This is a genomic window from Streptomyces sp. NPDC093568, assembly GCF_044764945.1.
Taxonomy (GTDB): Bacteria; Actinomycetota; Actinomycetes; order Streptomycetales; family Streptomycetaceae; genus Streptomyces.
Genome location: NZ_JBIWJD010000001.1, coordinates 2,147,706 through 2,170,782, shown reverse-complemented (window position 1 = coordinate 2,170,782; position 23,077 = coordinate 2,147,706). Strand labels below are relative to the sequence as shown.

General features: G+C 71.2%; 23 protein-coding genes and 2 pseudogenes. 14 read left to right on the top strand and 11 right to left on the bottom strand.

Translation table 11 applies throughout. The features are described 5' to 3' along the window. Positions 1 to 77: 77 nt before the first annotated feature. Both ACIRD7_RS08645 and ACIRD7_RS08640 read left to right on the top strand, forming a co-directional pair. Entirely contained in the window at positions 78 to 968 is an 891-nt protein-coding gene (locus ACIRD7_RS08645) for a PfkB family carbohydrate kinase (protein ID WP_403451363.1), read from the top strand. A 212-nt stretch (positions 969 to 1,180) separates the two neighbouring features. Next, complete coding sequence (locus ACIRD7_RS08640) at positions 1,181 to 2,011, top strand: M55 family metallopeptidase (RefSeq protein ID WP_403451361.1); 831 nt, start codon at positions 1,181 to 1,183, stop codon at positions 2,009 to 2,011. Between the two features lie 7 nt (positions 2,012 to 2,018). On the opposite strand, the gene ACIRD7_RS08635 is transcribed toward ACIRD7_RS08640, so the two are convergent. Next, positions 2,019 to 2,567 (bottom strand): GNAT family N-acetyltransferase, encoded by a 549-nt coding sequence (locus tag ACIRD7_RS08635; RefSeq protein ID WP_403451360.1) that lies wholly within the window; start codon positions 2,565 to 2,567, stop codon positions 2,019 to 2,021. A gap of 82 nt (positions 2,568 to 2,649) precedes the next feature. On the opposite strand from ACIRD7_RS08635, the gene ACIRD7_RS08630 reads away from it, so the two are divergent. The 3 genes from ACIRD7_RS08630 to ACIRD7_RS08620 all read left to right on the top strand — a co-directional run bounded on the left by ACIRD7_RS08630 (position 2,650) and on the right by ACIRD7_RS08620 (position 6,100). Beyond that, the gene (locus tag ACIRD7_RS08630) at positions 2,650 to 3,768 is read left to right on the top strand and encodes a PP2C family protein-serine/threonine phosphatase (protein WP_403451358.1); all 1,119 of its coding nucleotides are present in this window, start codon (positions 2,650 to 2,652) and stop codon (positions 3,766 to 3,768) included. A 362-nt stretch (positions 3,769 to 4,130) separates the two neighbouring features. Continuing rightward, positions 4,131 to 5,153 carry an AI-2E family transporter gene (locus ACIRD7_RS08625; RefSeq protein WP_403451356.1) on the top strand — a complete coding sequence of 341 codons (1,023 nt, stop codon included), beginning with the start codon at positions 4,131 to 4,133 and terminating at the stop codon, positions 5,151 to 5,153. 281 nt (positions 5,154 to 5,434) lie between these two features. Further along, on the top strand, positions 5,435 to 6,100 hold the full coding sequence (locus ACIRD7_RS08620; protein ID WP_403451354.1) for a hypothetical protein: 666 nt from the start codon (positions 5,435 to 5,437) through the stop codon (positions 6,098 to 6,100). A gap of 57 nt (positions 6,101 to 6,157) precedes the next feature. On the opposite strand, the gene ACIRD7_RS08615 is transcribed toward ACIRD7_RS08620, so the two are convergent. From ACIRD7_RS08615 to ACIRD7_RS08585, 7 genes are all read right to left on the bottom strand, one after another. Beyond that, positions 6,158 to 7,312 carry a hypothetical protein gene (locus tag ACIRD7_RS08615; protein WP_403451353.1) on the bottom strand — a complete coding sequence of 385 codons (1,155 nt, stop codon included), beginning with the start codon at positions 7,310 to 7,312 and terminating at the stop codon, positions 6,158 to 6,160. Positions 7,313 to 7,455: 143 nt separating this feature from the next. Then, positions 7,456 to 8,178, bottom strand: a complete 723-nt coding sequence (locus tag ACIRD7_RS08610; RefSeq protein ID WP_403451351.1) for a hypothetical protein — start codon at positions 8,176 to 8,178, stop codon at positions 7,456 to 7,458. Between the two features lie 482 nt (positions 8,179 to 8,660). Continuing rightward, the gene (locus tag ACIRD7_RS08605; protein WP_403451349.1) at positions 8,661 to 10,364 is read right to left on the bottom strand and encodes a hypothetical protein; all 1,704 of its coding nucleotides are present in this window, start codon (positions 10,362 to 10,364) and stop codon (positions 8,661 to 8,663) included. Between the two features lie 209 nt (positions 10,365 to 10,573). Continuing rightward, positions 10,574 to 11,152 (bottom strand): Imm21 family immunity protein, encoded by a 579-nt coding sequence (locus ACIRD7_RS08600; RefSeq protein ID WP_403451347.1) that lies wholly within the window; start codon positions 11,150 to 11,152, stop codon positions 10,574 to 10,576. A 58-nt stretch (positions 11,153 to 11,210) separates the two neighbouring features. Further along, on the bottom strand, positions 11,211 to 11,504 hold the full coding sequence (locus ACIRD7_RS08595) for a hypothetical protein (protein WP_403451345.1): 294 nt from the start codon (positions 11,502 to 11,504) through the stop codon (positions 11,211 to 11,213). A gap of 111 nt (positions 11,505 to 11,615) precedes the next feature. Continuing rightward, positions 11,616 to 12,080, bottom strand: a complete 465-nt coding sequence (locus ACIRD7_RS08590) for a hypothetical protein (protein WP_403451344.1) — start codon at positions 12,078 to 12,080, stop codon at positions 11,616 to 11,618. Between the two features lie 197 nt (positions 12,081 to 12,277). Continuing rightward, positions 12,278 to 12,910, bottom strand: a complete 633-nt coding sequence (locus ACIRD7_RS08585; protein WP_403451342.1) for a TetR/AcrR family transcriptional regulator — start codon at positions 12,908 to 12,910, stop codon at positions 12,278 to 12,280. Between the two features lie 100 nt (positions 12,911 to 13,010). On the opposite strand from ACIRD7_RS08585, the pseudogene ACIRD7_RS08580 reads away from it, so the two are divergent. The 4 genes and pseudogenes from ACIRD7_RS08580 (at position 13,011) to ACIRD7_RS08565 (ending at position 16,457) form a co-directional block, all read left to right on the top strand. Beyond that, positions 13,011 to 14,517: pseudogene (locus ACIRD7_RS08580) on the top strand (FAD-dependent monooxygenase). Positions 14,518 to 14,627: 110 nt separating this feature from the next. Beyond that, on the top strand, positions 14,628 to 15,569 hold the full coding sequence (locus ACIRD7_RS08575; RefSeq protein WP_403451340.1) for a DMT family transporter: 942 nt from the start codon (positions 14,628 to 14,630) through the stop codon (positions 15,567 to 15,569). Positions 15,570 to 15,645: 76 nt separating this feature from the next. Continuing rightward, positions 15,646 to 16,359: an NAD(P)-dependent alcohol dehydrogenase gene (locus tag ACIRD7_RS08570; protein ID WP_403451338.1), complete on the top strand. Its 714-nt coding sequence runs from the start codon at positions 15,646 to 15,648 to the stop codon at positions 16,357 to 16,359. Then, positions 16,356 to 16,457: a zinc-binding dehydrogenase gene (locus ACIRD7_RS08565; RefSeq protein ID WP_403451337.1), complete on the top strand. Its 102-nt coding sequence runs from the start codon at positions 16,356 to 16,358 to the stop codon at positions 16,455 to 16,457. Before ACIRD7_RS08570 ends, ACIRD7_RS08565 begins: the two co-directional genes overlap by 4 nt. Before the next feature lie 29 nt (positions 16,458 to 16,486). Here the strand turns inward: ACIRD7_RS08565 and ACIRD7_RS08560 are convergent, their stop codons facing one another. Beyond that, entirely contained in the window at positions 16,487 to 17,602 is a 1,116-nt protein-coding gene (locus tag ACIRD7_RS08560; protein ID WP_403451335.1) for a hypothetical protein, read from the bottom strand. Further along, positions 17,599 to 18,333, bottom strand: a complete 735-nt coding sequence (locus ACIRD7_RS08555; protein WP_403451334.1) for a DinB family protein — start codon at positions 18,331 to 18,333, stop codon at positions 17,599 to 17,601. Before ACIRD7_RS08555 ends, ACIRD7_RS08560 begins: the two co-directional genes overlap by 4 nt. Before the next feature lie 262 nt (positions 18,334 to 18,595). On the opposite strand from ACIRD7_RS08555, the gene ACIRD7_RS08550 reads away from it, so the two are divergent. The 5 genes from ACIRD7_RS08550 to ACIRD7_RS08530 all read left to right on the top strand — a co-directional run bounded on the left by ACIRD7_RS08550 (position 18,596) and on the right by ACIRD7_RS08530 (position 22,280). Continuing rightward, positions 18,596 to 19,555, top strand: a complete 960-nt coding sequence (locus ACIRD7_RS08550; RefSeq protein ID WP_403451332.1) for a hypothetical protein — start codon at positions 18,596 to 18,598, stop codon at positions 19,553 to 19,555. Positions 19,556 to 19,567: 12 nt separating this feature from the next. Further along, positions 19,568 to 19,990, top strand: a complete 423-nt coding sequence (locus tag ACIRD7_RS08545) for a peptidase inhibitor family I36 protein (protein ID WP_403451331.1) — start codon at positions 19,568 to 19,570, stop codon at positions 19,988 to 19,990. Positions 19,991 to 20,165: 175 nt separating this feature from the next. Beyond that, positions 20,166 to 21,035, top strand: coding sequence for an SDR family NAD(P)-dependent oxidoreductase (locus ACIRD7_RS08540; RefSeq protein ID WP_403451329.1), 870 nt, complete (start codon positions 20,166 to 20,168; stop codon positions 21,033 to 21,035). 85 nt (positions 21,036 to 21,120) lie between these two features. Then, on the top strand, positions 21,121 to 21,687 hold the full coding sequence (locus tag ACIRD7_RS08535) for a TetR/AcrR family transcriptional regulator (RefSeq protein ID WP_403451327.1): 567 nt from the start codon (positions 21,121 to 21,123) through the stop codon (positions 21,685 to 21,687). Between the two features lie 101 nt (positions 21,688 to 21,788). Then, on the top strand, positions 21,789 to 22,280 hold the full coding sequence (locus tag ACIRD7_RS08530; RefSeq protein WP_403451325.1) for a peptidylprolyl isomerase: 492 nt from the start codon (positions 21,789 to 21,791) through the stop codon (positions 22,278 to 22,280). 128 nt (positions 22,281 to 22,408) lie between these two features. Here ACIRD7_RS08530 and ACIRD7_RS08525 read toward each other — a convergent pair. Next, positions 22,409 to 23,045: pseudogene (locus ACIRD7_RS08525) on the bottom strand (dihydroxy-acid dehydratase); the annotation flags it as partial. Positions 23,046 to 23,077: the final 32 nt, after the last annotated feature.

Genomic DNA, 23,077 nt, shown 5'->3' with positions numbered 1-23,077 from the left:
CGGACACCACGGTCCGCAAGCGGAGGCGTCGGCCACGGCGCTCCGGGGCACGGATGCCGAGAAGGAGGTACACCTCGATGGAGCCACCAGCGGCACGAAGGCCATCCGGACTGTTCGTCGGCCTGTGCACCCTGGATGTCATCCAGCTCGTCGATCACGTCCCGGCCCCCGACGAGAAGCTCACCGCCCGCGAACAGACCGTGGCCGCGGGCGGCCCGGCGACGAACGCGGCCGTGACCTTCGCCCACCTCGGCGGCGCCGCCGGACTGGTCACCGCCATCGGCTCCCACCCGCTGTCCCTCGCCATCACGGCCGACCTGGACCGGGCGGACGTGTACGTGACGGACCTGGCGCGCGACTCGGCCGACCCGCCCGCCGTGTCCTCCATCATGGTCACCGCCTCCAGCGGGCAACGCGCCGTCGCCTCGACCAACGCCTCGGCGCATCGGCTCGCCCCGCCCGAGGACCTGGACGCGCTGGTGGCGGCCTGCGACATCGTCCAACTCGACGGCCACCACCGGGAACTGGCCACGGCCACCGCCCGCGCGGCGCGTGCCGCCGGGCGCCGCACCGTCCTGGACGCGGGCAGTTGGAAGCCGGGCACACCGGACCTGCTGCCCTGGATCGACGTAGCCGTCTGCTCCGCCGACTTCCACCCGCCCGGCATCCACTCCCCCGCCGACACCCTGCGCTTCCTCCGACAGCAGGGGGTCGCCTGGGCCGCGGTCACCCAGGGAGAACGGCCCATCGTGTGGGCGGGCCCCGACGGGGACGGGACCATCGAGGTGCCCCGCGTGCCGGTGGCGGACACGCTCGGCGCCGGGGACGTCCTGCACGGAGCGCTCACCCATCACCTCGCCGGCCTGCAGGAGCTGACCTCGGAGCGCTTCGCACAGGCGCTGCGCGCCTCCGCCCTGGTGGCCTCACGGGCGTGCGGTTCGTTTGGTACGCGGGCCTGGATGCGCTGAGCGCGTCGGGCAGGTTGCCCAAGAGCGCGGACGGATATCTGAGCGCTCGACTGTCGCGGCTGACGACTCCGGGGACCGCGGCCGCACTGTCCGAGGCACTCGGGCGGGTCTTCCGGCTTCCGTAGGGCCGTGGGTCCTCGCGGCCGCGTGCAGGAACCGCAGGAAGATCAGCCGACGTCTCCCAAGTGATCAAGCTTCGAGGAGGCTGCGCGGTGCGGATCTACATCAGTGTGGACATGGAAGGCGTGACAGGGCTCGTGGATGCCGACGATGTCCAGCCGGGCGGACGCGACTACGAGCGTGGTCGGCTGATGATGGCGGAGGACGTCAACGCCGCCATCAGGGGTGCCGTCGCGGCCGGTGCCACCGACATCACCGTCAACGACGCGCACGGCCCGATGCGCAACCTCCTGCCCGAGTCGCTGCACCCGGCCGCGCGCCTCATCCGCGGCAAGCCCAAGCAGATGGGCATGCTTGAAGGCCTCACCCCCGAGCACGACGCCGTGATCTGCGTCGGCTACCACTCGCGGGCCGGGGCGCTCGGCGTCCTGAGCCACAGCTTCATGGGGCACGAGATCGAGGACATGTGGCTGGACGGCCGACCCGTGGGTGAGATCGGCCTGGCTCACGCCACCGCGGGGGCGATCGGCATGCCGGTGGCGGTGCTCACCGGTGACGACTGTGCCTGCGCGGAGATGGCGGAATGGGATCCCTCCGTGACGACGGTGGCCGTGAAGTACGCGCGAGATCGGTTTGCGGCGGAGCTACGACCGGCCGACGAAGCGCGTGGGGCGATCGAGGAAGCGGTCGCTGCCAGTCTCTCCGTGCCGCCGAAGTCCTCAGCCCCCGCGGCGGGCCCGTCCACTCTCGCCGTCCGCTGGCAGTCCGCCTCGGTGGCCTCGATGCTCCTGGGAATTCCCGGAGTTACCGCGACAGACTCCCGGACCGTCGAGGCGCAGGGCGGTGTGCCCGGCCTGTATCGGCTGTTCGGCGTGTGGATGCGCGTGGCGGCGTCCCTGACCAACCAGGCGCCGTACTGCTGAGAAGAGCTCAACCGGTCGGTGTGACCGGCGACCACATGCCGAACCACTGCTCGGCGCCGTACTCCTCGAACCGCTCCACCTCGGTGAATCCCAGCTTCGCCGCGAGGCGCATCGCGCGGTCGTTGGCGGTCTGGGTGCAGAGCACCACCGGCTCGCCGGGAAGCGCGTCGGCGAACCAGTCGAGTGCCGCCGCGCACGCCTCGGCGGCGTAGCCGCGTCCCCACGCCTGCGGCAGGAGCATGTAGCCGAGCTCGGCCGTTTCGGCGTCGCGCCGTACGTGACCGGGGCGTTGTCCGTCACGCCGTTCGAGCGTGATCATGCCGATCATCGCCCCGTCGAGATCGATCACGAACGTGCCGGGGCCCCGTCCGGGCACCTCGGGCACCGCGCGTTCGAGCTCAGTACGTGGTCGAGGGCCGCCGATGTAGGTGCCGACCTCGGGTGAGGCGAACAGCTCGATGAACGCCGCACGGTCGCCGGCCTCGGACTCGCGGAGCACGAGCCGTTCGGTCCTGATCGGGGCAGGTGGCCAGGCGACGGGTAGAGGTCCAGGCACGGCGTGCAACCTATCGCACGCCCGTCGGAGTGATCGGGCGTCGGTGCGGGCGCCGGGGCGCGGCAGGGTGTATCCAGAACATATGGTTCCGAGACGCCTCAAAGATCTTCGTTGGTCACAGGAGCCACCTCAGGCACTGTTGGCGGTGCCGCTCGCGCTGATCGTGATCGTCACGGTGGTCGACATCCTGGCTCCGTCCGACGTCCATCTCGGGCCGTTCCTGGTGGCGGCGCCCGCCGTCACCGCGTCGTTCGCCGGTCCCCGGGCGACGGCGTGCGTCGGGGCGATCGCCGTCCTGGCTCAGGCCGTGGTGGCGGTGGTGCGCACCACGCTCATCGACATGAACCACTCGGTTCAGCTGATCACCCTGATCCTGATGTCGGCGTTCGTGACCTCTTTCGCCGCCCGGCGGGAACGTCATGAGAAGGAACTGATGCAGTTGCGGTCGGTGGCGACGGCCGCGCAGGAGGTCGTGCTCAAACCGCTCCCCCAACGGGTCGGCCCCCTGCGTATCGCTTCGGTCTACCTGGCCGCCGAGTCCGAGGCGCAGATCGGCGGTGACCTGTACGCCGCCGCACGCACCGAGCACGCGACCCGGCTCGTCATCGGCGACGTCCGGGGCAAGGGTCTGGAGGCGGTCGGGGACGCCGCCCTGCTGCTGGGCGCCTTCCGGGGAGCGGCCCACAGACAGGCGGATCTCCCGGCGCTCATGACCTTCCTGGAGGGAACCGTCTCCTCGGACCTGGATGACCCCGCGGCCCCTGCCGCGGCTGAGGATCGTGGCGAGGCGTTCATCACCGCCGCCGCGCTGGACATCCCGGACGACGACCCGGTCCTGCACCTGATCAACTGCGGCCACCCTCCGCCGCTGCTCCTGCGTCATGGCCGGGTCACCGCGCTCGAAGTGGGCCGGCCGGCTCCGCCGCTGGGCCTCACCGAATTCGTGGAGACCGAGCTGTCCGAGGAGACCTTCTCCTTCGAGTACGGCGACATCGCCCTCCTCTACACGGACGGTGTCATCGAGGCCCGCGACCACGAGGGCACGTTCTACCCGCTCGCGGAACGGCTGGCCGACATGGGCGGCAAGGGGCCGGACGCTCTCCTGACCCACCTGTGCAAGGACCTGCGGCGGCACGCGGGCGGGTATCTGGGGGACGACGCCGCGATGGTGGCCATCGAGCGGGTGCCGGGGACCGTCTGAAGGTGCCTGCGCGGGCGGTTCGGTCCCAGGGGCAAGCGTTCACACTCAGGTTCCGTCATCAGTTCCGTCATCAGTTCGGTCATCCGTTCCGTCATCCGACCTGCGGCTCGGGTGGCCGGTACCGGCCTTCGGGGGAATTCCGGGTCGGTTCCGCGGTCCGAGGGTCGGTGGGTGGTAACGGGGATGAGATGTCCACGTCCCCTGACCCGCCAGCCCCTGATCCGCCGCCTCGTGATTCACCACCCCTTGATCCGCCATCCCGTGATTGGGCCGCCTCGCCGCCCGGACCCCTCGGCGGCGCGGAGTCGCGTGTACCGGGCCTGCTGCGGACCGCAGCCGCGTACGCGTGGCGGATCATCGTCGTGGGCATCGTCGTGCAGGCTCTCTTCTCCGTGCTCGGGCAGTTCCACCGGATCGCCGTCGCGGTGTTCCTCGGTCTCGTCCTCACCGCCGTGCTCCGCCCCGTGGCCGACCTCTTCGCCCGGTTCGTGCCCAGGCTGCTCGCGGTTGCCGGGGCGGTCATCGGCGGCATCGTCCTCGTCCTCGGGGTGCTGGCCCTGGTGGGTGAGATCGTGGCGGATCAGCGGGCCGGGCTGCAGAGGGAGTTCGTCGCGGGGATCGACCGGATCGAACGGCGGCTGGAGGACCCGCCCTTCCGGCTTCCCGCCAACGTGTTCGACGATCTGCAGTCCCGGATCGGCAAGCTCCTGTCGAGCCACCGCTCCACGCTGATCAGTGAGGCCGTCAGCGGGGCGAGCCGCCTGCTCGAAGTGCTGACGGTGCTCGCCTTGGCCCTGTTCTGCGCGGTCTTCTTCACGCACTCCGGCGACCGGCAGTGGCAGTGGCTGTGCGACCAGCTTCCCCCGGCGGCGCGGCAGCGGTCCACGGTCGCAGGCCAGGCCGCCTGGCGGACTTTTACGGGTTACACGCGTGGCATTCTGCTGGTGGCGGGCACCAACGCGATCCTCGTGGGCATCGCTTTGTCCATCCTCGGTGTGCCGCTCGCCATGCCGTTGGCGCTGCTGGAGTTCGTGGCCGCCTTCGTCCCGCTGATCGGTTCGCCGATCGCCCTCGCGGTCGCGGCCGTCGTCGCGCTGGCGACGAAGGGCCCGCTGATCGCCCTGCTCGTCGTGGCCCTGATCGTGATCATCGGGCAGATCGAGGGGCACGTACTGCACCCCGTCGTAATGAGCTGGGCGGTCCGGCTGCACCCTGTCGTGGTCGCGCTGGCGGTCGTCGGGGGCGCGGTCGCGGCGGGGGTGATCGGTGCGGTGGTGGCCGTACCGCTGGTGGCCGTGCTGTGGTCGGTGTGCCAGACACTGCGGGGTCGTTCCGGTGACGCGGCGGGGCGTGAGGTCGTCCGGGCCGAGGGCGGGGGTTTCTAGGCGCGGTGGGGGATGCCGGTGCCACGTCGAGCGCGGGGGTTTCTAGGCGCGGTGCGGAGTGCCGGTGCCACGTCGAGCGCGGGGGTTTCTAGGCGCGGTGCGGAGTGCCGGTGCCACGTCGAGCGCGGGGGTGCCTTGGCGCTGTGGGGGTGCCCGTGCCACGTCGAGCGCGGGGGTGCCTAGGCGCGGTGGGGGTGCCGGTGCCACGTCGAGCGCGGCGTGGCGGACGCCGTACTGTTGCGGTGATCACCATCGCACACCAAGTACACACGGGGGCGCGCATGACCATTCACCGTCCGGGGCTGCCGGAGGACCTTCCGCCGGGCCAGGTGCTGTGGGCCCGCTGGGCGCTGCTCGCCGCCGTGGAGGCGACCGCCGAGAAGGAGCAGACCCCGAGCCACCACCGCATCGGTCGCTGGATCGACGAGGCGGGTCTGCACTGGGACGACGCCGGGTGCACCTGGTGGATCCTGTCCGACAGGGGCGAGGGCAGGTTCGTGCTCTACGGCGAGGACGAGTCGAGCGACGTGAAGTGGCACGAGCCGCCGGTCGACATGCTGGCCGGCGCTCCGAACTGGCTGCCTTACGAGGAACTGCGCGACCGGCTCGAAGGGAACGAGCTGGGCTGCGTCTACTGGTACGAGAACGGCGCCTGGAGTCGCGCGTCTTACCCCGACACCCTCCAGGACGACGGTCTGGACTGCGGCGTGAGCTGCTTCGTCGACCGGGGTCGTCTGCTGGGCGAACTGGAGGACCACATCGACGACAGCGGCGACGGGCCGAGCGCCGACAGCCTTCTGGCCGACGCCGAGGAAGGACGGCTGGAGCCGCGGGCGCTGATGGAGCGTCTGCGTCCCGTCGACCCCGACGGTGATCCGCGCGACCTGCCGGCGGTCGCGAGGTCACTCGCGCGGGCGGGGTTCGCCGAGCGGGCCGCGGCCCAGTAGGCGCAGGCCTGGTGGACCGCGGCTCAGCAGGGTCAGGCCGCAGTATGTAACGGGCGCCTACGAGGAAGGGACCGACCCCGCCGCAGAAGTCGCCGGCTCGTCGGTCCCGTCCCCTCGGCGCGTCATCACACGCAGGGTCACCGCGGCCGCCGCTCCCGCAAGCAACCCGAAGGTCACGGCGGCCGGCACGCCGCCGCCCAGGCCGGCGAACAGGTGCAACGGGCCGTACGCCAGGGCGTACCTGTCCGTCGCCATCCTCAGCAACTGCCCCACCAGCAACCCCAGGACGACCACGCACACCGCGCACACGGCCATCGCCGGGAGCGTGGGGCGCGAGAGCAGGGCGGGCAGCCGTCGTAGGGACCACCACACCAGTACGAGCAGCAGCACATCGGCGGCCCGGTACAGCAGCCAGTCGCCGAGTTCCGCGCCCGACGGACCCGACCACGCCCCCAACAGCAACCACTGGCGCAGCAGATCGCCCGGTTCGGCGAACAGCCCGCTGGTGCCCGAGATGGTCTGGATGGAGGCGGCGACCGGCTGGTACGACAGCACGAGCAGCGACACGGCGACCACCGCGGTCCCCACGGTGGCGGCCAGACGGGCGGCCCGTGCCGAGATGGCCTGGCGCACGACTTGCGCGGTGTCGTCGACGGAGACACGGGCGACGAGCACCGTGCCCAGCGCCGCCACCAGCGCGGCCACGACGAGGACCGGTCGCCCGGAAGCGGCCGTACTCGCCAGATTGGGCAGGAAGCGATAGCTGCCGTGCCCCTGCGCGGCGATCCACCACGGTGCGGAAACGGTCAGTGCCACCACCCCGGCCACCAGACCCCACGCCCACAGAGCGAGGAAGGCCGCCGTCATCCGGCCCTTCACCGGCGGCAGTCGGCGCACCAGGAGCACTGTCCCGGCGGCGAAGAAGGCGAAGACCGCGGCGAACCGGATCTGCAGGGCCGTGTGATGCAGATCCGTGTAGTGCCCGGCGCCGACCCCGGAACCGCCGGTCCCCCTGTCGAAGCCGGCCGAGGTCGGCGGATCGTAGGACCAGGGGCCGAGCCATCCTCTGAGTTCGCCGACGGACTGGGCGCCGAACACACTCGAGGCCCCCGGCAGATCCAGCGCGTTGGTGCTCGCCCCCGCCCACCACAGGAGGACCGTCAGCAACAGCCCTCCTACCAACGCCGGTATTAACGCACGCCGATACGTCATTTGTCCGTCCCCCGCCTTCGGTACCGCATCCCCGTTTCCCCTGATTCACCGAAGACTACGGGCTGTTGATCACACCCAGATCACGGCTTGCGCCCCCGCGTCGACCGGGCGCGGTCCGCACCACCACCGCCGAGGCCGGCCCATCAGGCGCGCAGAGTGACGCCGAAACGGGTCCTCATGCGCCGCAGTTCCCACAGCGAGACCGCGGTCACCGTCAGCGGCCCGCCCAGCGTGGAGCACAACTGGACGATGGGCGGGCCTGACGGCATGCCGTCGCCGATCGCGTTGAAGGCCGCGAAGACCCACACCAGGGCCACGGTGAGGATGGGCGGCAGCATCGGGTGGACCTGGGCGCTGTTGAAGGCACTGCGGGCCGAGTAGAGCGACGCCATGAAGAAGAAGGGAAAACCCCACACGATCACGATCAGTGACGCGACGGCCAGGGCGTACTCCCACCAGTCCTTCCCGTCGTTGGCGTCGACGGTCAGGGCCGTCGGGACGAGGACTCCGCCGATGACGACCAACGTCAGCACGTACCAGCCGACCGCCTTGAGTGGAGCGCGCAGCCGGGAGCGCAGATGCGGCCGCAGGTGCGGGGGCGCGTAGTAGATGAATCCGATGATGACCAGGGGCGCGGCGATCATCAGCACGAACGGGGCGACGATGAGTTGGGCGGCACCGCTCCACGCGGCGTCCTCCCAGCGGTTCGGGTCGACGTTGTAGGCGAGGACCAGGGCGATGGTGGCGAAGGCACCGAGCACGGTGCGGGCCACCTGGACCCGGTCCACGGTGCGGTCCTCGATCCGGCCTTCACCCTCCTGCGCGAAGAGCCTGGTGGCGGCGCGGTGCGCGGAGCGCAGGATCACGCCGACGAGTCCGAAGCGGAAACCGAACGACAGGCAGCCGCCGCGGCGCCGGGCGGCGGGCCTCGCGGGCTGGGGGCCGTAGGGGTACGGAGGCTGGTTCGGGTACGGGCCCGGATGCGGTGGTGGCGGACCGTACGGGCCGCCCTGCGGTGGTCCGTACGGAGGGCCCTGCGGTGGTCCGTAGGGAGCCCCCTGCGGTGGTCCGTACGGAGCGCCCCAACCGCCTTGGCCTCCCGGGCCGTTGCCGCCAGGCTGACCCTGGCCGTTTCCCGGCCCCCATGCCCCCGTAGCCATGCCTCTCCCCGTTCACTTCCGGCCAGTTGCCGTGTGTGTCCTGTGGTGCCACGGCGCAGTGTAGTGACACGCCGGTTGACGGAGGCCGCGCGCGTTGCCGGTCACGCCACCTAGCCCGTCGCGCCACATGCGTGCATACCCGTCAGCCCTCCGGCGAAGCGCCGAGGGCGGTCAAGGTGCCTGGCGACTCAGGTCAAGGGTGGCAGTTCTCCGCCAGAGGTGCCGCCGCTCTCCGATGACAGCGACTCCTTGATGGCGCGCAGGAACGACCGCCGCTCCACCACCTGCGCCCCTCGAGCCTCGGCCAAAGCCTCCGGTCGGTGCCCGAAGCCGGCGGGGAGGGGCGGCAGCCCCAGCGCGGCGAAGGCCTCGTCGAGGTGGTGCCGTGGATCGCCGGTGCCGCGCAATGCGGCGGCCAGGGGCCGGTGGTCCTTCTTCCCGTAAGCCGCCGTCAGCGCGGTGGCCCGCTCAGCCGCTTCCTGTTGTGTAGGCATCTCCGCGGGGTCCGCCCACCACACGTGGGCGGCCACCAGACGGCCGTCGCGGTAGAGCTGGAGCGTGTAGTCGGCTCCCTCCTTGGCCGCGACCAGGACGGGCCATTTCTCACCCCGGCTGAACGTGGCGGCCAGGCGGGGCAGTCCGCCTTCCCCGAGCAGCGTCGTACGCATGCCCTTGCGCCGGCCCGGAGGGTCGACCGAGGGTGCCGTCTCGACGAACGTGCCGCCGCCCGGCGCCGGCGCGAGACGCATGGTGGTGCCGGTGATCAGAACAGCCTCGCGGACGTCACGCAGCGGCGCACCGGCGTGCGCGACGGCCGGGGCAGCGGCAGGAAGCTTTGCGGCGGTCGCCGCGTCCGTGGGTTCCGACGGGCGGTTTGTGTCGCACTCGGGCACGGAGCCGGCGAAGTACGGTGTCCGGCGGGCGACATGGGCGCGCACTCCCTGGCGCATCAGCAGGAACGTCTCCCGGGGATCGCCCAGGTAGGCCCACGGGAACGTGCGCGCGTCGGTACCGATCAGCCGGAACACCTCCAGTGCCTCGGCCTCACGGTCGGAGCGGATCAGCGCGAGCGCCAGGTGATTGCGGAAGCCGGCGGCCCGTCGGTCACCCGGCTCGAACTTTGCCGACAGTTCCAGTCCCGCCTGGACGAGCCCCTCGATCCGGGACCAGGCCACCGGCCCCTTCCCGATCCCTGCCTCATGCTCCAGCGCGTACTCGGTGACCGCATGCAGTGGCAGACCGCGCAGGGGTGACCCCTCGGGTGCCGCGGCGGCGGCCGACTCGGCGAACTCGAACATCTCCGCGTGCGAGCCGTACCACTTCTGCGCCAGGTACTGCACCGCGCGGGCGTGCAGCCCCATGTGATGCGGGTCCGCCGCGCGCCCCCGAGCCAGGTGCTCGTCGAACACGTCGCGCGGAGCTCCGAGTCCCATGGCGTGAGCGATGAACACCCGCCAGGGAACGGGGTCTTCGGGGTTGAGGTCGGCTGCCGTACGCAGGACCGGTATCGCGTCGCGCAGGACCGTGTGGAACGCCTGGAACTGCTCCCGCGACACATGCCGGGCGCGCGCGGCGGTACGGATCTCCCAGGCGCGGTCGATCTCCAACTCGGCGGCGACCAAGGCGGCGTCGGGGTCGCCGGGTCGCGCTCGCCGCCACTCGTCGAACCATCCGGTGTGGTGCAGAGCGAGTTCGGCGAGACCCGCGCTGTACTGGCCTCGCCGGTCCCAGTCCCGGTCGACGCGTGTCCGCGCCAGCAACTCCGCCGCCGGCTCCCAGGCTCCCGACCGCGCCGCGGACAGCGCGGTCCGCAGATCGGCATCCGGTGCGTCCACTTCCACCGCTCCGTCCGGCGGCAGTCCGTCACCGGTGGCCGCGAAGTGCCGCAGCATTCTGGGCAGCGTGAATACGCCGGGCATCCTGCCCACAACCAGCCCCTCCCCAGCGGCTCGTGGCCGCGCACAGTCGATCATCGACGAGCGCACACCTTATCGATCGAGTGTGCGGCGTACGTGGCTCTCCGTCGGTTCAGGGAGTCGGGCGCCGTCAGAACCACCTCCTGCGCGGTCGACGTTGCCTCCGAGGCATGGGCGCACGTGCGTCACGGTGCCGGAAGGAGTTGGACGACGCCCACCCAAGGAAAGTCGCCGGTCTGGTGGAACGCGCGGACGCTCCAGCGTCCGGCGGGCACAGCGACGGCAGCCTGCTCTGGCCGGCCTGACTGACCGGGATACTCGATACCGAGGTCAGCTCCCGCTGTCACAGAGTCCAGGAGAACCGCCGGCCCGTCGGTCTCCCAAACTCCGCAGTCCTCCCACTCCGTTGAGGGGTTGGTGAGGAGGTCGTTGGCGGCTTCCAGGAGCGCGGCGTCGGAATTGGCCGCGAGCCATCGCACGAAGACGTTCTGCTCGGCCAGGTAGCAGGTCGTGGCCGGCTCGTCGGCCAGCACCAGCCCTGAGCCTTCCGCCCCGACCTTGATCGTCCCAGCCCAGCCCTCCACATCACATGCACGGTCGTAGTCGTCAGGAACATCGCTGCCGCCGATGATCACGCCCTCTTCCGTGCAGCCACCCCACTGATCGAGCACAGAGACCGGAACGACGATCAGCGGGCCACCCATCGACTGCACCCATGCGAGATCAGGGTGAAGGTGTCGAGAGCCGTTGCGGGACGTGGTCATGCGATCAGTCTGCCCCTGCCCACTGACAAACCCTGGGGGGCGGAATCCAATCAACGGGTCACGAGTTGATGATCTTGCTGATTACGAGGAGTACCAAGAGGCAGCCCGCTGGAAGGGCACAGGCTATGAGCCCCAGTTTGGCGTTACGGCGGCGATGCCCCCGCACGGCCAGCCAGCCCCCCACGAGGGCTACGGCGGCGAGCACTGCACCCAACAGGCGTGGCAGGGCGGCCGAGAAGAGGCCGGCGAGGAGCATCAGCCCGTTGAGCATGCCGGCACCGATCGTGATGTTGACCCGCGTGCGTTCGTCCGTACGTGCGTCGGTGTCGTCGCCCATGTCGTTCATCAACATCGTGGCACGCTACCAACACGGAGCCGATCTGCATCGCCCGGCCGATGCCTCGACGTGCCGGATGATCGACCGATAGCCGCGTGCCCCGGGACCGCTGCTGTCCCGGGGCTGTCAGAGACCTGACGGATGCGCGGAGAGCCAGTCGGTGTGCCGATCGCGCATGCGGTCCCGTTCCTCCGGTGTGGGCAGGAAGACGTCGGCGCCACCGTCGTAGGGGTGGTGGATGCGCCGCATCCGTGTGTCGGTGATGAGGACGCCGGCCACCTTGTCGTCGGCGATGTCACGGAGCAACTCGTCGATGCAGCCACGTTGCCATGGCCGGCGGGCGGCGAAGAGGTGACAGTAGGTGCGGAACTCCGGCTCTGGGTCGTCCTCCGCCAGCAGGCTCTGCCAGTAGCCGGCGCCGGGTGGGAGCGGCGGGACTTCGGCTTCGGCCGACCAGTGGGGAGTGATCACGTATACGTCCGTGCCGGCGAACAACTCGTCGAGGACGGTGTTGTAACGCTCCAGGACGACGGCGTACTCGCTCTCGTCCTCCGCGTACCGCTTCGACTGCGGCAGGCTGTGAAAGCGCACCCAAACTTCTCGATACGGGTCACGAAGCTTGTAACCCACCGGCGGACAGTGGGGCCATCGCCGCTGCCACAGCTCTGTCAAAGCCCGCTGCCCGCCTCCAGACACCCGGCTCACTCGCCCTCTCGTGTATGGAACGTCTCGACGACCATGATGGTCGGCGCCTACTCGTCAAGAGAAACGACTTTCTCGAAGGCCCTCTACGCCAGCTGCCGCAGCCCGTTCTCCAGCAGCCCGAACGCGTGCTCCGCGTCGGCCACCGCTCCCGCATGGCGTGCGTCGGCCGACTCCCCGTGTACCAGTCGGTCCGCGTTGTCCTGGGCCAGGGCCCAGTGGACGCCGACGATTTGTACGGCCGCGAGTCGCGCGGTGAGTTCGGGAGTGTCCGCCGTTTCCCGCAGGGCTTCGGCGAGTGCGCGTTCGGCGGTGGTCTTGAAGCGCTCCATCCGGGCCACCAGGGAGGGCGCGTCGAGGATCATGCGGTGGAGTCGGCGGACCTGGGGGTGGTCGTTGAGGCCCGTGATCGGGTCCCGTTCGCGCAGTCCCGCGAGGAAGTGCTCGCGCACCGCGGTCAGCGGGGCGGTGCCCGGCGGACGGGCCCGTACGACGCGGGCGATCTCCGTCTCATGGTCGGCGAGGCGGTGCAGCACCAGGTCTTCCTTCGTGGGGAAGTAGGCGAACAGCGTCCGTTTGGACACCTCCGCGGCCGCCGCCACCTGGGCCACCGAGACCTGGTTGAAGCCGTGTTCCAGGAACAGCGCGATCGCCGCGTCGGAGATCGCCGCGTGGGTCCGCTGCTTCTTTCGCTCCCGTAGCCCTGGCTCGCCGTTCACGGCACCCAACCTAGCAGATAGCTACCCCGAGGGCATTTCTGCACCTGGTATACATTTACTCCGAGTCGAGGGTTGAGAGGGAGTGAGGGTCTTGTTCGACATGGAGACCGAGGTCGTTGTCGTGGGCGCCGGCCCGACGGGGCTGACGCTGGCGTACGAGTTGGCCCTGGCCGGGGTCGGGACGCTGGTGCTGGAGAAGCTGTCGCAGCGCGTCCAGCAGGGTGAAGGGCGGCGGGATCCAACCCCGTACGGCGGAGCTGCTGGACTTGCGCGGGCTGCTGGAGCCGTTGCTGAAGCGGGCCCTGCCGCGCGATCCGGCGGGCGGGCACTTCGCGACCCTGCCCGTGCCGCTGGACTGCACACCGTGGCGCACCCGGCACCCGTTCCCGATCGCCATCCCTCAGTGGGAGATCGAGGAGGTGATCGAGGAACGGGCGGCCGAGGCCGGAGCGCGGGTTCTGCGTGGGACCGCCGTCACCGGGGTCGAGTCGGACGACGACGGCGTGATCGTGACGGCGGGCCCGACGCGGGTGCGGGCCGGATATCTGGTGGCGTGCGACGGCGGGCACAGCACGGTGCGCAAGCTGCTCGGGCTGCCGTTCCCGGGCCGGCCCGGCACGCACCAGGCCGTGCTGGCCGACATCCGACTGACCGCCGTATCGGCGCTGGTGCCGCGGCAGATGGGGCACATCAGCGACCTGACCCGGCACGCGGGCGGCTACTGGGCCATGCTGGTGCCGCTCGGCGACGACCGGTACCGGTTCACGTTCGGGCGCGCGGAGCAGGCCGGCACCGACCGCGAGAGCCCGGTCGCCCCCGAGGAGATCACCGCCGCGCTGACCGCGGTGTACGGCCATGAGGTCACCCTCGGCGCGGTGGACAACGCGTCCCGGTTCGGCGACGCGACCCGGCAGCTGGAGCAGTACCGCGCGGGCCATGTCCTGTTCGCGGGCGACGCCGCGCACATCCACTCACCGCTGGGCGGTCAGGGGCTCAACCTCGGCATCCAGGACGCGTTCAACCTCGGTTGGAAGCTGGCCGCGGTCGTCCAGGAGCGGGCGCCCGGGGAGCTCCTGGATGCTTACCACGCCGAACGCCACCCCGCCGCGGCCCAGGTCCTGCACCACACGTCCGCCCAGCGCGTCCTGGCGGCTCCCAACCCGAGCGAGGACGTGGCCGCCCTGCGTGACATCTTCGTCGACCTGCTGCGGCTGCCCGACACCAACCGCCACCTCGCGGGCCTGATGTCCGGCCTCTCGCTGCGCTACGCGCTGCCCGGCGACCACCCGCTCACCGGGCAGCGCATGCCCGACGCCGACCTCGTCACCAAGACGGGCCCCATCCGGCTCTCGGCGCTGTTCGGCTCGGGGCACTCCGTCCTGCTCGATCTCGCCGGAACCGTCCCCGCCGACCTCCCGCTCCCGCCCCGCGTCGACCTCGTCCACGCCACCTGCGCGGACGACCTGGGCGCCGCGGCCCTGCTCATCCGTCCAGACGGGTACGTCTCGTGGGCCGCGGACGACTCGGCCGCCTGCGCCGACACCCTGCCCGCCGCGATCGCCGGCCTGGTCGGGGAGGGACGCGGGCTCCCGGCCGAGCGGGTGTGACCGGCCCGCGGCCGAGCGGGTGTGACCGGTGGGCCGGGCGTGGGAACACGCGCGACGGGGGCCAGACGCACCGGCTGTCCGATCGCGGCCCCGCTCCCCTCCAGGTGACCATGGCAAGGGAAAGCGAGCTCGGCCTCGCGGACCCGCCGATCCGGGAGGTGGCCACGCTGCACATCGTGTCCGTCGTCTTCGCGCTCTGCGCGGCCTTCAGCAACGCCGTCGCGACGGTGCTGCAACGCAAGGCGGCACTCACCGTGCCGAGCTCACAAGGGCTGCGGGCCGGGCTGATCCTCGATCTCCTGCGCCGGCCCGTCTGGCTGGCCGGCATCACCGCCGTGATCGCGGCCGCCGTCTGCCAGGCGGTGGCGCTGGCGACCGGGCCGCTGACGATCGTGCAGCCGCTGTTCGTGCTGGAGCTGCCGCTCACCCTCATCGTCGCCTCCTTACTGCTGCAACGGAATCTGTCGAGCACGGGCTGGCTCGCCGTGGCCGGCGTCGTGGCAGGGCTGGCGGTCGCCCTGGCCGCGGCCGCCCCCTCCGGCAATCGCACTCATGTGCCACTGGACCGCTGGATTCCGGCGCTCGCCGTGTGCATGGGGCTGGTCTTCGCCCTCGCCGTCGCCGCGCTCCGACGCCGGCAGGGCCGTGCTCGTGCGGCCGCCCTGGGTGCCGCGACGGCCATCAGCTACGCGGTGACGGCGGCGCTGATGAAGGCGGCCACGCACATCCTCGACGACGACGGGCTCGCCGGCTTCTTCTCCGCCTGGCAGACGTACGCCTTCGCCGCGACCGGTGTGTGCGCGCTGTTCCTGCTGGAGAACGCCATGCAGGCCGGCCCGCTGGTCGCCTCCCAGCCCGCGCTGACCCTCGGCGACGCGCTGGTCAGCCTCGCGCTCGGCATCACCCTGTACGAGGAGGAGATCCGCTCCGGGTGGTGGGTGCTGCCCCAGCTCCTCGGGGTCGCGGCGATCGCCGCCGGTGTCTTCGCACTGGCGCGGATTCCCCTCACCCAGGCGGTCGTGGCACCGGACGAGGAACGGCAGGAGACGTAGACCGGGTCCGGCGATCCGCGTGCGCGCCCTGAACCAACCGGTGCGCGACGAGGAGCCCTGCCGCTACCTTGCGCCCATGAAGGCAGCGGTGCACAGCCGGTACGGGCCACCTGCCGTGGTCCGGGTCGCAGAGGTGGACCAGCCGTCGGTCGGGGACAAGGACCTCCTGGTGCGGGTGCACGCGACCACCGTGAATCGCACGGACTGTGCGTACCGGGCGGCCAGGCCGTTCTTCGTCCGCGCGCTGACCGGCCTCGCCCGCCCCCGGCGTGCCGTGCTCGGGACGGAGTACGCCGGGGTGGTGGAGGCCGTCGGCGGCGGCGTCACGTCCTTCTCCGTCGGCGACCGGGTGTTCGGCTACAACGAGGGCGCGTTCGGAACCCACGCCGAGTACCTGGCGGTTCCGCACGACGGCCCCGTCGCCACCATGCCCGCCGGCATGACCTTCGAGGAGGCCGCACCCGGCACCGAAGGCGCGCACTACGCGATGGCGTTCATCCGGGTCGCCCGTGTGCGGGCCGGACAGGAGGTCCTGGTGTACGGCGCGACCGGGGCCATCGGCTCGGCGGCCGTGCAGTTCCTGAAGCACCACGGTGCCACCGTGACCGCCGTGTGCGGCACCGCGCAGCTGGAGTTGGTGAAGGGCCTGGGCGCGGACCGGGTCGTCGACCACACGGCTCAGGACTTCACCCGGGACGAGCGGCGCTACGACGCGGTGTTCGACGCCGTCGGCATGAGCACGTTCGGCCGCTGCCGACGGCTGCTGCGGCGGGCGAGTTCAGGCCGGTGATCGACCGACGCTGTCCGCTGGAGCGGATCGTCGAGGCCTACGAGTACGTCGAGACCGGACGCAAGATCGGAAACGTCGTCGTCGTACCGCAGGCCTGACAGCCGGCGCCCGGGAGCCGTTCGGAGCGTTAGCCCAGGCGTCGTACCGCCTGGGCCTCGGCGCGCTCCACCGCGCCGCGGCCGTGGGTGTGGACCAGGGCCAGGTGGAACAGGGCCGGGGTGACGGGGGCCCAGCGATGGAGGCGGTCCGGGCGCAGGAGGTAGCGCACCACGTCGGCCGGGCGGAACGGCACGTACTCGATGCTCTGGTGCTCCCATCTGTCGGCCACTCCGTGCGAGATGCGTGATCGCAGGGTGTCGCCGGTCAGGCCGGTGAGGTGGGCGGCGAAGTGGGCGCTCCACTGACGGCGTTCGACGTCGAGGACGAAGGCCAGCAGGGTGAGGGTGTACTCGTGCGGTTCCAGGGAGAGTTCCTCGCGCATGCCGCGCCGGGCGACCTCGTGCAGGTCGGGTGCGTTGCGGCCGGCCGAGTCGATGTGCCGGGACAGGCCCTCGTTCACCGAGGAGCCCCACAGGCCGGGCCCGGAGCGTACGGCGTCGGCGCGCCGGCTGACGACGAGGAGATGGTCGGTCGTGACCACGGCGACGTTCACGCCGAAGCTGCACTGCAGGAAGGCAGGGGCTTCCAGCGGACGGTCCGGGTCGAGGTAGCGGCCGCGCGGCGTGGTGCCGTCGGGGAGCCGGCGGTCGAGTTGCTGGGCAGCGAGGAAGGTGAAGTAGTCGGTGGGGCGCAGCCGCAGTCGGACTTCCGGGTGCTCTTCGAGCTCGGTGCGGGAGATCTCCAGGCCTTCGACGGCGTACCGGGGTCCGTTCCAGGTACGTACCCGCGTGCCGGACGTCTCCGCCCGCTCCTCCGCCTCCTGGATCTCCGCCCGCCAAGGCGCCATGTCCTCGGGCAGGGTCACCTCGCCCTCCAGCACCTGGACCCGGACGGACTCGGGTGCGATGGGCTGTTGGCCGTCGCCCTCGACGATCAGCGCCGTGGTGTGCAGCGGCCCGATGGAGAAGGTCGCCCAGGTGGTGGTCGGGCCGACGTCCTCACGGTACGTCAGACTCCGCAACCTGGTGGCGAGTCGGCGGCGGAGCCTGAACCAGGCGTCCTGCAACGGCTGTTGGAACAGGATCGCCACGATGACACCGCAGACGGCGCCGACTATCCCATTGACAAGATCGATTCCGGTCACAAAGGCGCAGCGTACCCACGACTGTTGACGCGAGCCCGCCACAGGTCGCGCAGCAGCGCGATCTCCGCCATGTGGTGGATGAGTTCGAGATTGGCGCCCCACAGCACGGAGATGAACGGCTCGTCGGGGTCGGAGCCGTACGGGTACTGCGAGAAGCCGACCGTGTCGAGCTGTTCCTCGGTCATGGCGCCGACGCTGTCGCGCCAGCGGTCGACGAGGGCCCAGAAGCGTTCCACGGCGAGGGCGGCGGACGGGGTGAAGTCGACCAGCAGCTTGGGCTCTTGGCGTCGTTCGCCGAACGTCCACTCCCATTGACCCGCGAAGCAGTAGTGCAGGTGCCCGAGCCGCCAGGCGATGGTGGTGACCGGGGTGTCGTCGGGTTCGGGCTCGCCGGTGTGGTCGAGGATCTGCCGGACCCGCTCGACGCTGACGCTCCAGTCCTCGGCGATCTTGGCGACGCTCATGCCGGAGGCGGCCTGCCGGGCGACTTCGGCGTACTCGTTCGCCGGGATCTCGGGGGCGCCGAGGTCCAGGACCCAGTCGCCGGGGCCGAACGCCCTGGCCGTCGTCGCCTCGCTCCGGCGCCGGATCGACCAGCAGCCGGGCACCGGCTCCCACAGGTACTCGTCGTCCGTGAGCCCGGTCAGCCGCACCTGGGCCATCTCCCTGGCGCGGTCGAACTGGTCGAGCAGCAAGCCGAATCGGTCCGTTCGTGCGCCCTCGGTCTCCATGCCTGGCTCCCTCCGGGGTCCACCGCCCCGCTGCGCCCAGCCGGAGGCTAGCGGCTGCCGCGTCCGGGGCGCGACCGAATTTGTGCGCGATCACGGCGGCGGACCGGCACGACGACACAGGTCCCGCTCACGCTACGGATATGCGGAATTCCCCGCTCCTGACAGGTGTCAGGGACCTCGACGCCGCTCCTGCGCCTACCTTCCTCCTGTCCGCGGCACGGGGGTCCGCGGACACCACTTCACGCAGGCCGGGAAGGGAGCCATGCGCGCACACACAGCCAGGTCCGCACCGCCGAAGGCACGGGCACGCATCGTCCACGCGGGCGCCGTCGTCGCCATGTGTTCCCTGCTCGCCACCGGATGCGGCGACGACGGGCCGGCCGCCACCCCGCGGCTGGCCGATAGCGAACTGCGCACCCAGCTCAGCCAGCCGGAGAAGGACCTTCTCTACCTCGCCGAGCAGGAACTCATCAGCTCCTGCATGCGCGAACGGGGCTTCCGGTACACGGTCGTCCCGCCGCGGAAGTCCGCCGACACCGCCCCGGAGCCGCGTCCGTTCGGCAACGACGACGTCGCCTGGGCCCGGTCGCACGGCTACGGCCTGTCCGAGGCCGCGACCGCGGGCGCGGACGGGGCCAACGGCGACGGCAAGGGGGCCGAGGCGCGGCCTCAGGGGCCCAACGGGCGCTACCTCGCGTCGCTCGGCCCCGCCCAGAAGGCCGCGTTCCAGCGCGCGCTCGACGGCACGAACCCGGCCGCCATCACCGTACGCATCGGCGACCGCGGCTCCGTCTTCACCAGTGCGGACGGCTGCCAGGCCGAAGCGCGCGAGCACCTGTACGGAGATCTGCGGACCTGGACCCGGGCCAAGGCCACCGTCGTCAACCTCGCCGCGCTGACCCGGTCGCAGCTGGACAGCGACTCCCGCTGGACCGCGGCACAGCGTGACTGGCGGGCCTGCATGGCGAAGCGCGGCCTCCCCTATCGGAGCCCTCAGGACGCCATGGACGCGGCCGCGGCCGACGGGCGCCGGGAGCGCGAGATCGCCGTCGCGGACGCGCGGTGCAACCGCGACAGCGCCCTGGCCACCACCGGTGCGGACACCGAGCGCCGCATCATCCGGGCCGCCGCCCGCGGCCCCCACCGAGACGCCGTCACCGGCTACACCCTCGCCGTGAACCGGGCCCTGCCCGAGGCACGCAGGATCACCCACCTCTCCTGACAGGAGTGCGTCATGCGCATCCCCAAGCGGCTCCTCGCGGCCGCGACCGTCGCCGCCGGGCTCATCGCCCTCTCGCCCTCGCCGGCCCAGTCGGCACCCACCTGGTACAGCGGCCCCGCCCCGGCCGGCTGTGCGTCCGGTGCGCTGTGCGTGTACCGCGACATCAACTTCCAGCAGGGCGGCTGGGGCGTCGCCCAGTTCTTCTACAGCAACGCCGAGTGGAGACAGACCTCCAACGCCTACATCGCGGACAACGACTCGTCCTGGTTCAACAACGGCACGCCCGACTACCCCAGTTCCGTGCGCGTCATGACCTACCCCGACCTGCCGGGCAACGGCTCGACGAGCTTCTGCCTCGACCGGGGCTGGGGGAACACGTGGGACCCGGTCGCCAATGACAGCGGTGAGTCGAACCGCTGGGTCGGCAGCTGCTGACACCGCGGACACGGGGAGGGGCCCGGCACGGCCGTACGCACACCGTCGGCCGCTGCGGGGCCCCGTCCGCTCGGTGCCGTGGCACCCCACACCAACAAAAACGGATACGTCATCCGTATCTGTTATCGTGGCGACAACCGGATAGGTCATCCACATAGGCAGAACGGATCACGCGATGCAGCGAACAGCACTGATCACGGCGGGTACGGCGGGAATCGGACTGGAAACCGCCCTGGGCCTCGCCGAGGCCGGCCTCGCGGTCACCGTGGTCGGGCGCGACGCCGAGCGCGGCGCCCGCGCGGTCGAGCGGATCAACGCCACCGGACCGCTGCACTCCGCGCGGTTCCTGCCCGCCGACCTCTCCTCCCTCGACGCCGTGCGCGCGCTCGCCGCCACCATCGCCGCGGACGGCCCCCTGAGCGTCCTCGTCAACAATGTCGGGGCGATGTTCCCGGACCGGCGGAACTCGGTCGACGGGATCGAGGCGTCCTTCGCCGTCAACCACCTCTCGCCGTACCTGCTGACCGAACTCCTGCTGCCCACCCTGCGCGCGGGCGCGCCGAGCCGGATCGTGAACGTCACCTCGGGCGCGGTCGGCACCGCCAAGCGCACCTTCGACGCGGTCGAACCGCCGGGCGGCTACTACGGCTTCCACTGGTACGGCCGCGCCAAGCTCGCCAACCTCGCCTACACGCTGGAGTTGGCCGGCCGGCTCGACGGCACGGGCGTCTCCGTCTTCGCGGCGGACCCGGGCGGCGCCGCGACCGACATGACCAACGGCACCATGCGTGACCCGAAGATCGTCTCACCGGGGCTGCGGCTGCTCTGGCCGCTGGTCCGGCGCAAGTTCGAGCGCTCCACCTCGGGTCCGGCGTCGGTGGCGGCCCAGCCGTCGGTCTTCGCCGCGACCGACGACTCGCTGAGCGGCCGCACCGGCGTCGTCGTCGGGCCCCAGGCGCAGCCGGTCCCCCCGTTCCGCCCGGCGACGGATCCTCGTATCGCGGACGCCGTGCGTCGCCTCAGCGAGCGCCTCGCACCGAAGTGAGGACCTCGGGCCGGAGCGAGCGCCTCGCGCCGAACTGAGGGAGCCTCACACGAATCCGGATTATCCATCCAGATAGACTCCCGCCATGCCGACCAGCCCTCTGCGCAAGGACGCCGCCCGCAACTGGGAGCGGATCGTCGCCGTGGCCCGCGAGCTCGTGGACGAGGGCACGCCCCTGCAGCTCAACGACATCGCCCGCCGCGTGCAGATGGGTGTCGGCACCGTCTACCGCCACTTCCCCACCGCCGAGGCGCTCCTGGAGACCCTCGCGACCCCGACGCTGGAGGCACTGGTCGCCCACGGCGAGGGCGCGCTGGCCGACGACGACCCCGGGCGCGCCCTCGCCGGCTTCCTGACCCGCACGATCGAGGCGCAGGTCACCGATGCCGCTCTGCCGCCGGTGGCGGCCGCACCCACCGACGCCCTGCCGCGCACCACCGAACTGAAGGAGGCCATGTGGTCGATCGGCAGTCAGTTGCTCGGGCGGGCCCAGGAAGCCGAGGTCGTACGCGCCGACCTGACCTCCGCCGATCTGGTGCCGCTGATGTGCGGCGTGGCCTTCGCCGCCACCGTGCACGGCGGACCCGACTCCCGCGTGGAGACGGCCCGCCGCTATCTGACGACGCTGCTGGAGGGGTTGTACGTCCATTGAGGGCGGCGATACCGGTCAAGATCGGACGAACAGGCAGGGAGTGGTGATCGCCACGCCGGGCCTGTTCGACCTGAAGCCGTCTCTCGTGGAGAATCCGCGGCATGAGCGAGAACGTTTTCTTCAAGATTTCGGCCAATGGCGAGGACATGGGCCGCATCGTCTTCCGCCTGTTCGACGACGTCGTACCCAAGACCGCACGCAACTTCCGTGAGCTGGCCACTGGTCAGCACGGCTACGGCTACAAGGGTGCGCCCTTCCACCGGGTGATCCCGGAGTTCATGCTCCAGGGCGGTGACTTCACCAACGGCAACGGCACCGGCGGCAAGAGCATCTACGGCGAGACGTTCGCGGACGAGAACTTCCAGCTGAAGCACGACAGGCCGTTCCTGCTCAGCATGGCCAACGCGGGCCCGGGCACCAACGGCTCGCAGTTCTTCATCACCACCGTGGTCACGCCGTGGCTCGACGGCAAGCACGTCGTCTTCGGCGAGGTCGTCGAGGGCGAGGACGTCGTCAAGGCGATCGAGGCCCTCGGCACCCGCTCCGGCTCGACGAGCAAGAAGATCGTCATCGAGGACAGCGGTATCGCGTAACGACGTATCGCGTAACGACGTTCGCGTAACCACCCCTTAGTCCTCGGCGGCCCCGCGTGCGGCCGCCCAACCGGTCCGCCGTGCCCGCGTCATGGGCTCGGCGGACCTTTTGTTCGCCGACCGCATGGTCAGTGCGACTCCCGGCTCACCTCGGACCGCTCGATCCGACCAGGAAGTCGAGATCGGCGCCGGTGTCGGCCTGCAGGACGTGGTCGACGTAGAGGCGTTCCCAGCCGCGCCGCGGGTCGGCGTAGGCGGTGACGGTGGACTTGGTCGGGGTTCTGCGGGCGAGTTCGTCCGCGGGCACGTCGACGTCGATGCGGCGGGCGTCGACGTCCAGGATGATGTGGTCCCCCGTCCGCACGAGCGCGAGCGGGCCGCCGGCCGCGGCCTCCGGGGCGACGTGCAGGACGACCGTGCCGTACGCCGTGCCGCTCATCCGGCCGTCGCAGACGCGGACCATGTCACGCACGCCCTGTTCGAGCAGCTTCTTCGGCAGGGCATGTTCGAGACCTCGGGCATGCCGGGGTAGCCCTTGGGCCCGCAGCCGCGCAGGACGAGGACGGAGTCGGCGTCGACGTCGAGTTCGGGGTCGTCGACGCGGGCGTGGAAGTCCTCGATGGAGTCGAAGACGACGGCCCGGCCGCGGTGCCGCAGCAGGTGCGGGGAGGCGGCGGCCGGTTTGACGATCGCCCCGTCCGGGGCGAGGTTGCCGCGCAGCACGGCGATGCCGCCCTCGGCGACCAGGGATTCGGCGCGGGCCCGGTGAAGGCGTCGCCGGGGACGCCTCTGCGCAT

What these genes read in the sequence shown, in the direction of transcription:
- ACIRD7_RS08605 (WP_403451349.1), bottom strand. Translation starts at nt 10,364, where the DNA reads ATGCTGCGGCACTTCGCGGCCACCGGTGACGGACTGCCGCCGGACGGA.
- ACIRD7_RS08600 (WP_403451347.1), bottom strand. Translation starts at nt 11,152, where the DNA reads ATGACCACGTCCCGCAACGGCTCTCGACACCTTCACCCTGATCTCGCA.
- ACIRD7_RS08595 (WP_403451345.1), bottom strand. Translation starts at nt 11,504, where the DNA reads ATGTTGATGAACGACATGGGCGACGACACCGACGCACGTACGGACGAA.
- ACIRD7_RS08535 (WP_403451327.1), top strand. Translation starts at nt 21,121, where the DNA reads ATGCCGACCAGCCCTCTGCGCAAGGACGCCGCCCGCAACTGGGAGCGG.
- ACIRD7_RS08530 (WP_403451325.1), top strand. Translation starts at nt 21,789, where the DNA reads ATGAGCGAGAACGTTTTCTTCAAGATTTCGGCCAATGGCGAGGACATG.
- ACIRD7_RS08645 (WP_403451363.1), top strand. Translation starts at nt 78, where the DNA reads ATGGAGCCACCAGCGGCACGAAGGCCATCCGGACTGTTCGTCGGCCTG.
- ACIRD7_RS08575 (WP_403451340.1), top strand. Translation starts at nt 14,628, where the DNA reads ATGGCAAGGGAAAGCGAGCTCGGCCTCGCGGACCCGCCGATCCGGGAG.
- ACIRD7_RS08545 (WP_403451331.1), top strand. Translation starts at nt 19,568, where the DNA reads ATGCGCATCCCCAAGCGGCTCCTCGCGGCCGCGACCGTCGCCGCCGGG.
- ACIRD7_RS08620 (WP_403451354.1), top strand. Translation starts at nt 5,435, where the DNA reads ATGACCATTCACCGTCCGGGGCTGCCGGAGGACCTTCCGCCGGGCCAG.
- ACIRD7_RS08555 (WP_403451334.1), bottom strand. Translation starts at nt 18,333, where the DNA reads ATGGAGACCGAGGGCGCACGAACGGACCGATTCGGCTTGCTGCTCGAC.
- ACIRD7_RS08550 (WP_403451332.1), top strand. Translation starts at nt 18,596, where the DNA reads ATGCGCGCACACACAGCCAGGTCCGCACCGCCGAAGGCACGGGCACGC.
- ACIRD7_RS08570 (WP_403451338.1), top strand. Translation starts at nt 15,646, where the DNA reads ATGAAGGCAGCGGTGCACAGCCGGTACGGGCCACCTGCCGTGGTCCGG.
- ACIRD7_RS08615 (WP_403451353.1), bottom strand. Translation starts at nt 7,312, where the DNA reads ATGACGTATCGGCGTGCGTTAATACCGGCGTTGGTAGGAGGGCTGTTG.
- ACIRD7_RS08540 (WP_403451329.1), top strand. Translation starts at nt 20,166, where the DNA reads ATGCAGCGAACAGCACTGATCACGGCGGGTACGGCGGGAATCGGACTG.
- ACIRD7_RS08630 (WP_403451358.1), top strand. Translation starts at nt 2,650, where the DNA reads ATGGTTCCGAGACGCCTCAAAGATCTTCGTTGGTCACAGGAGCCACCT.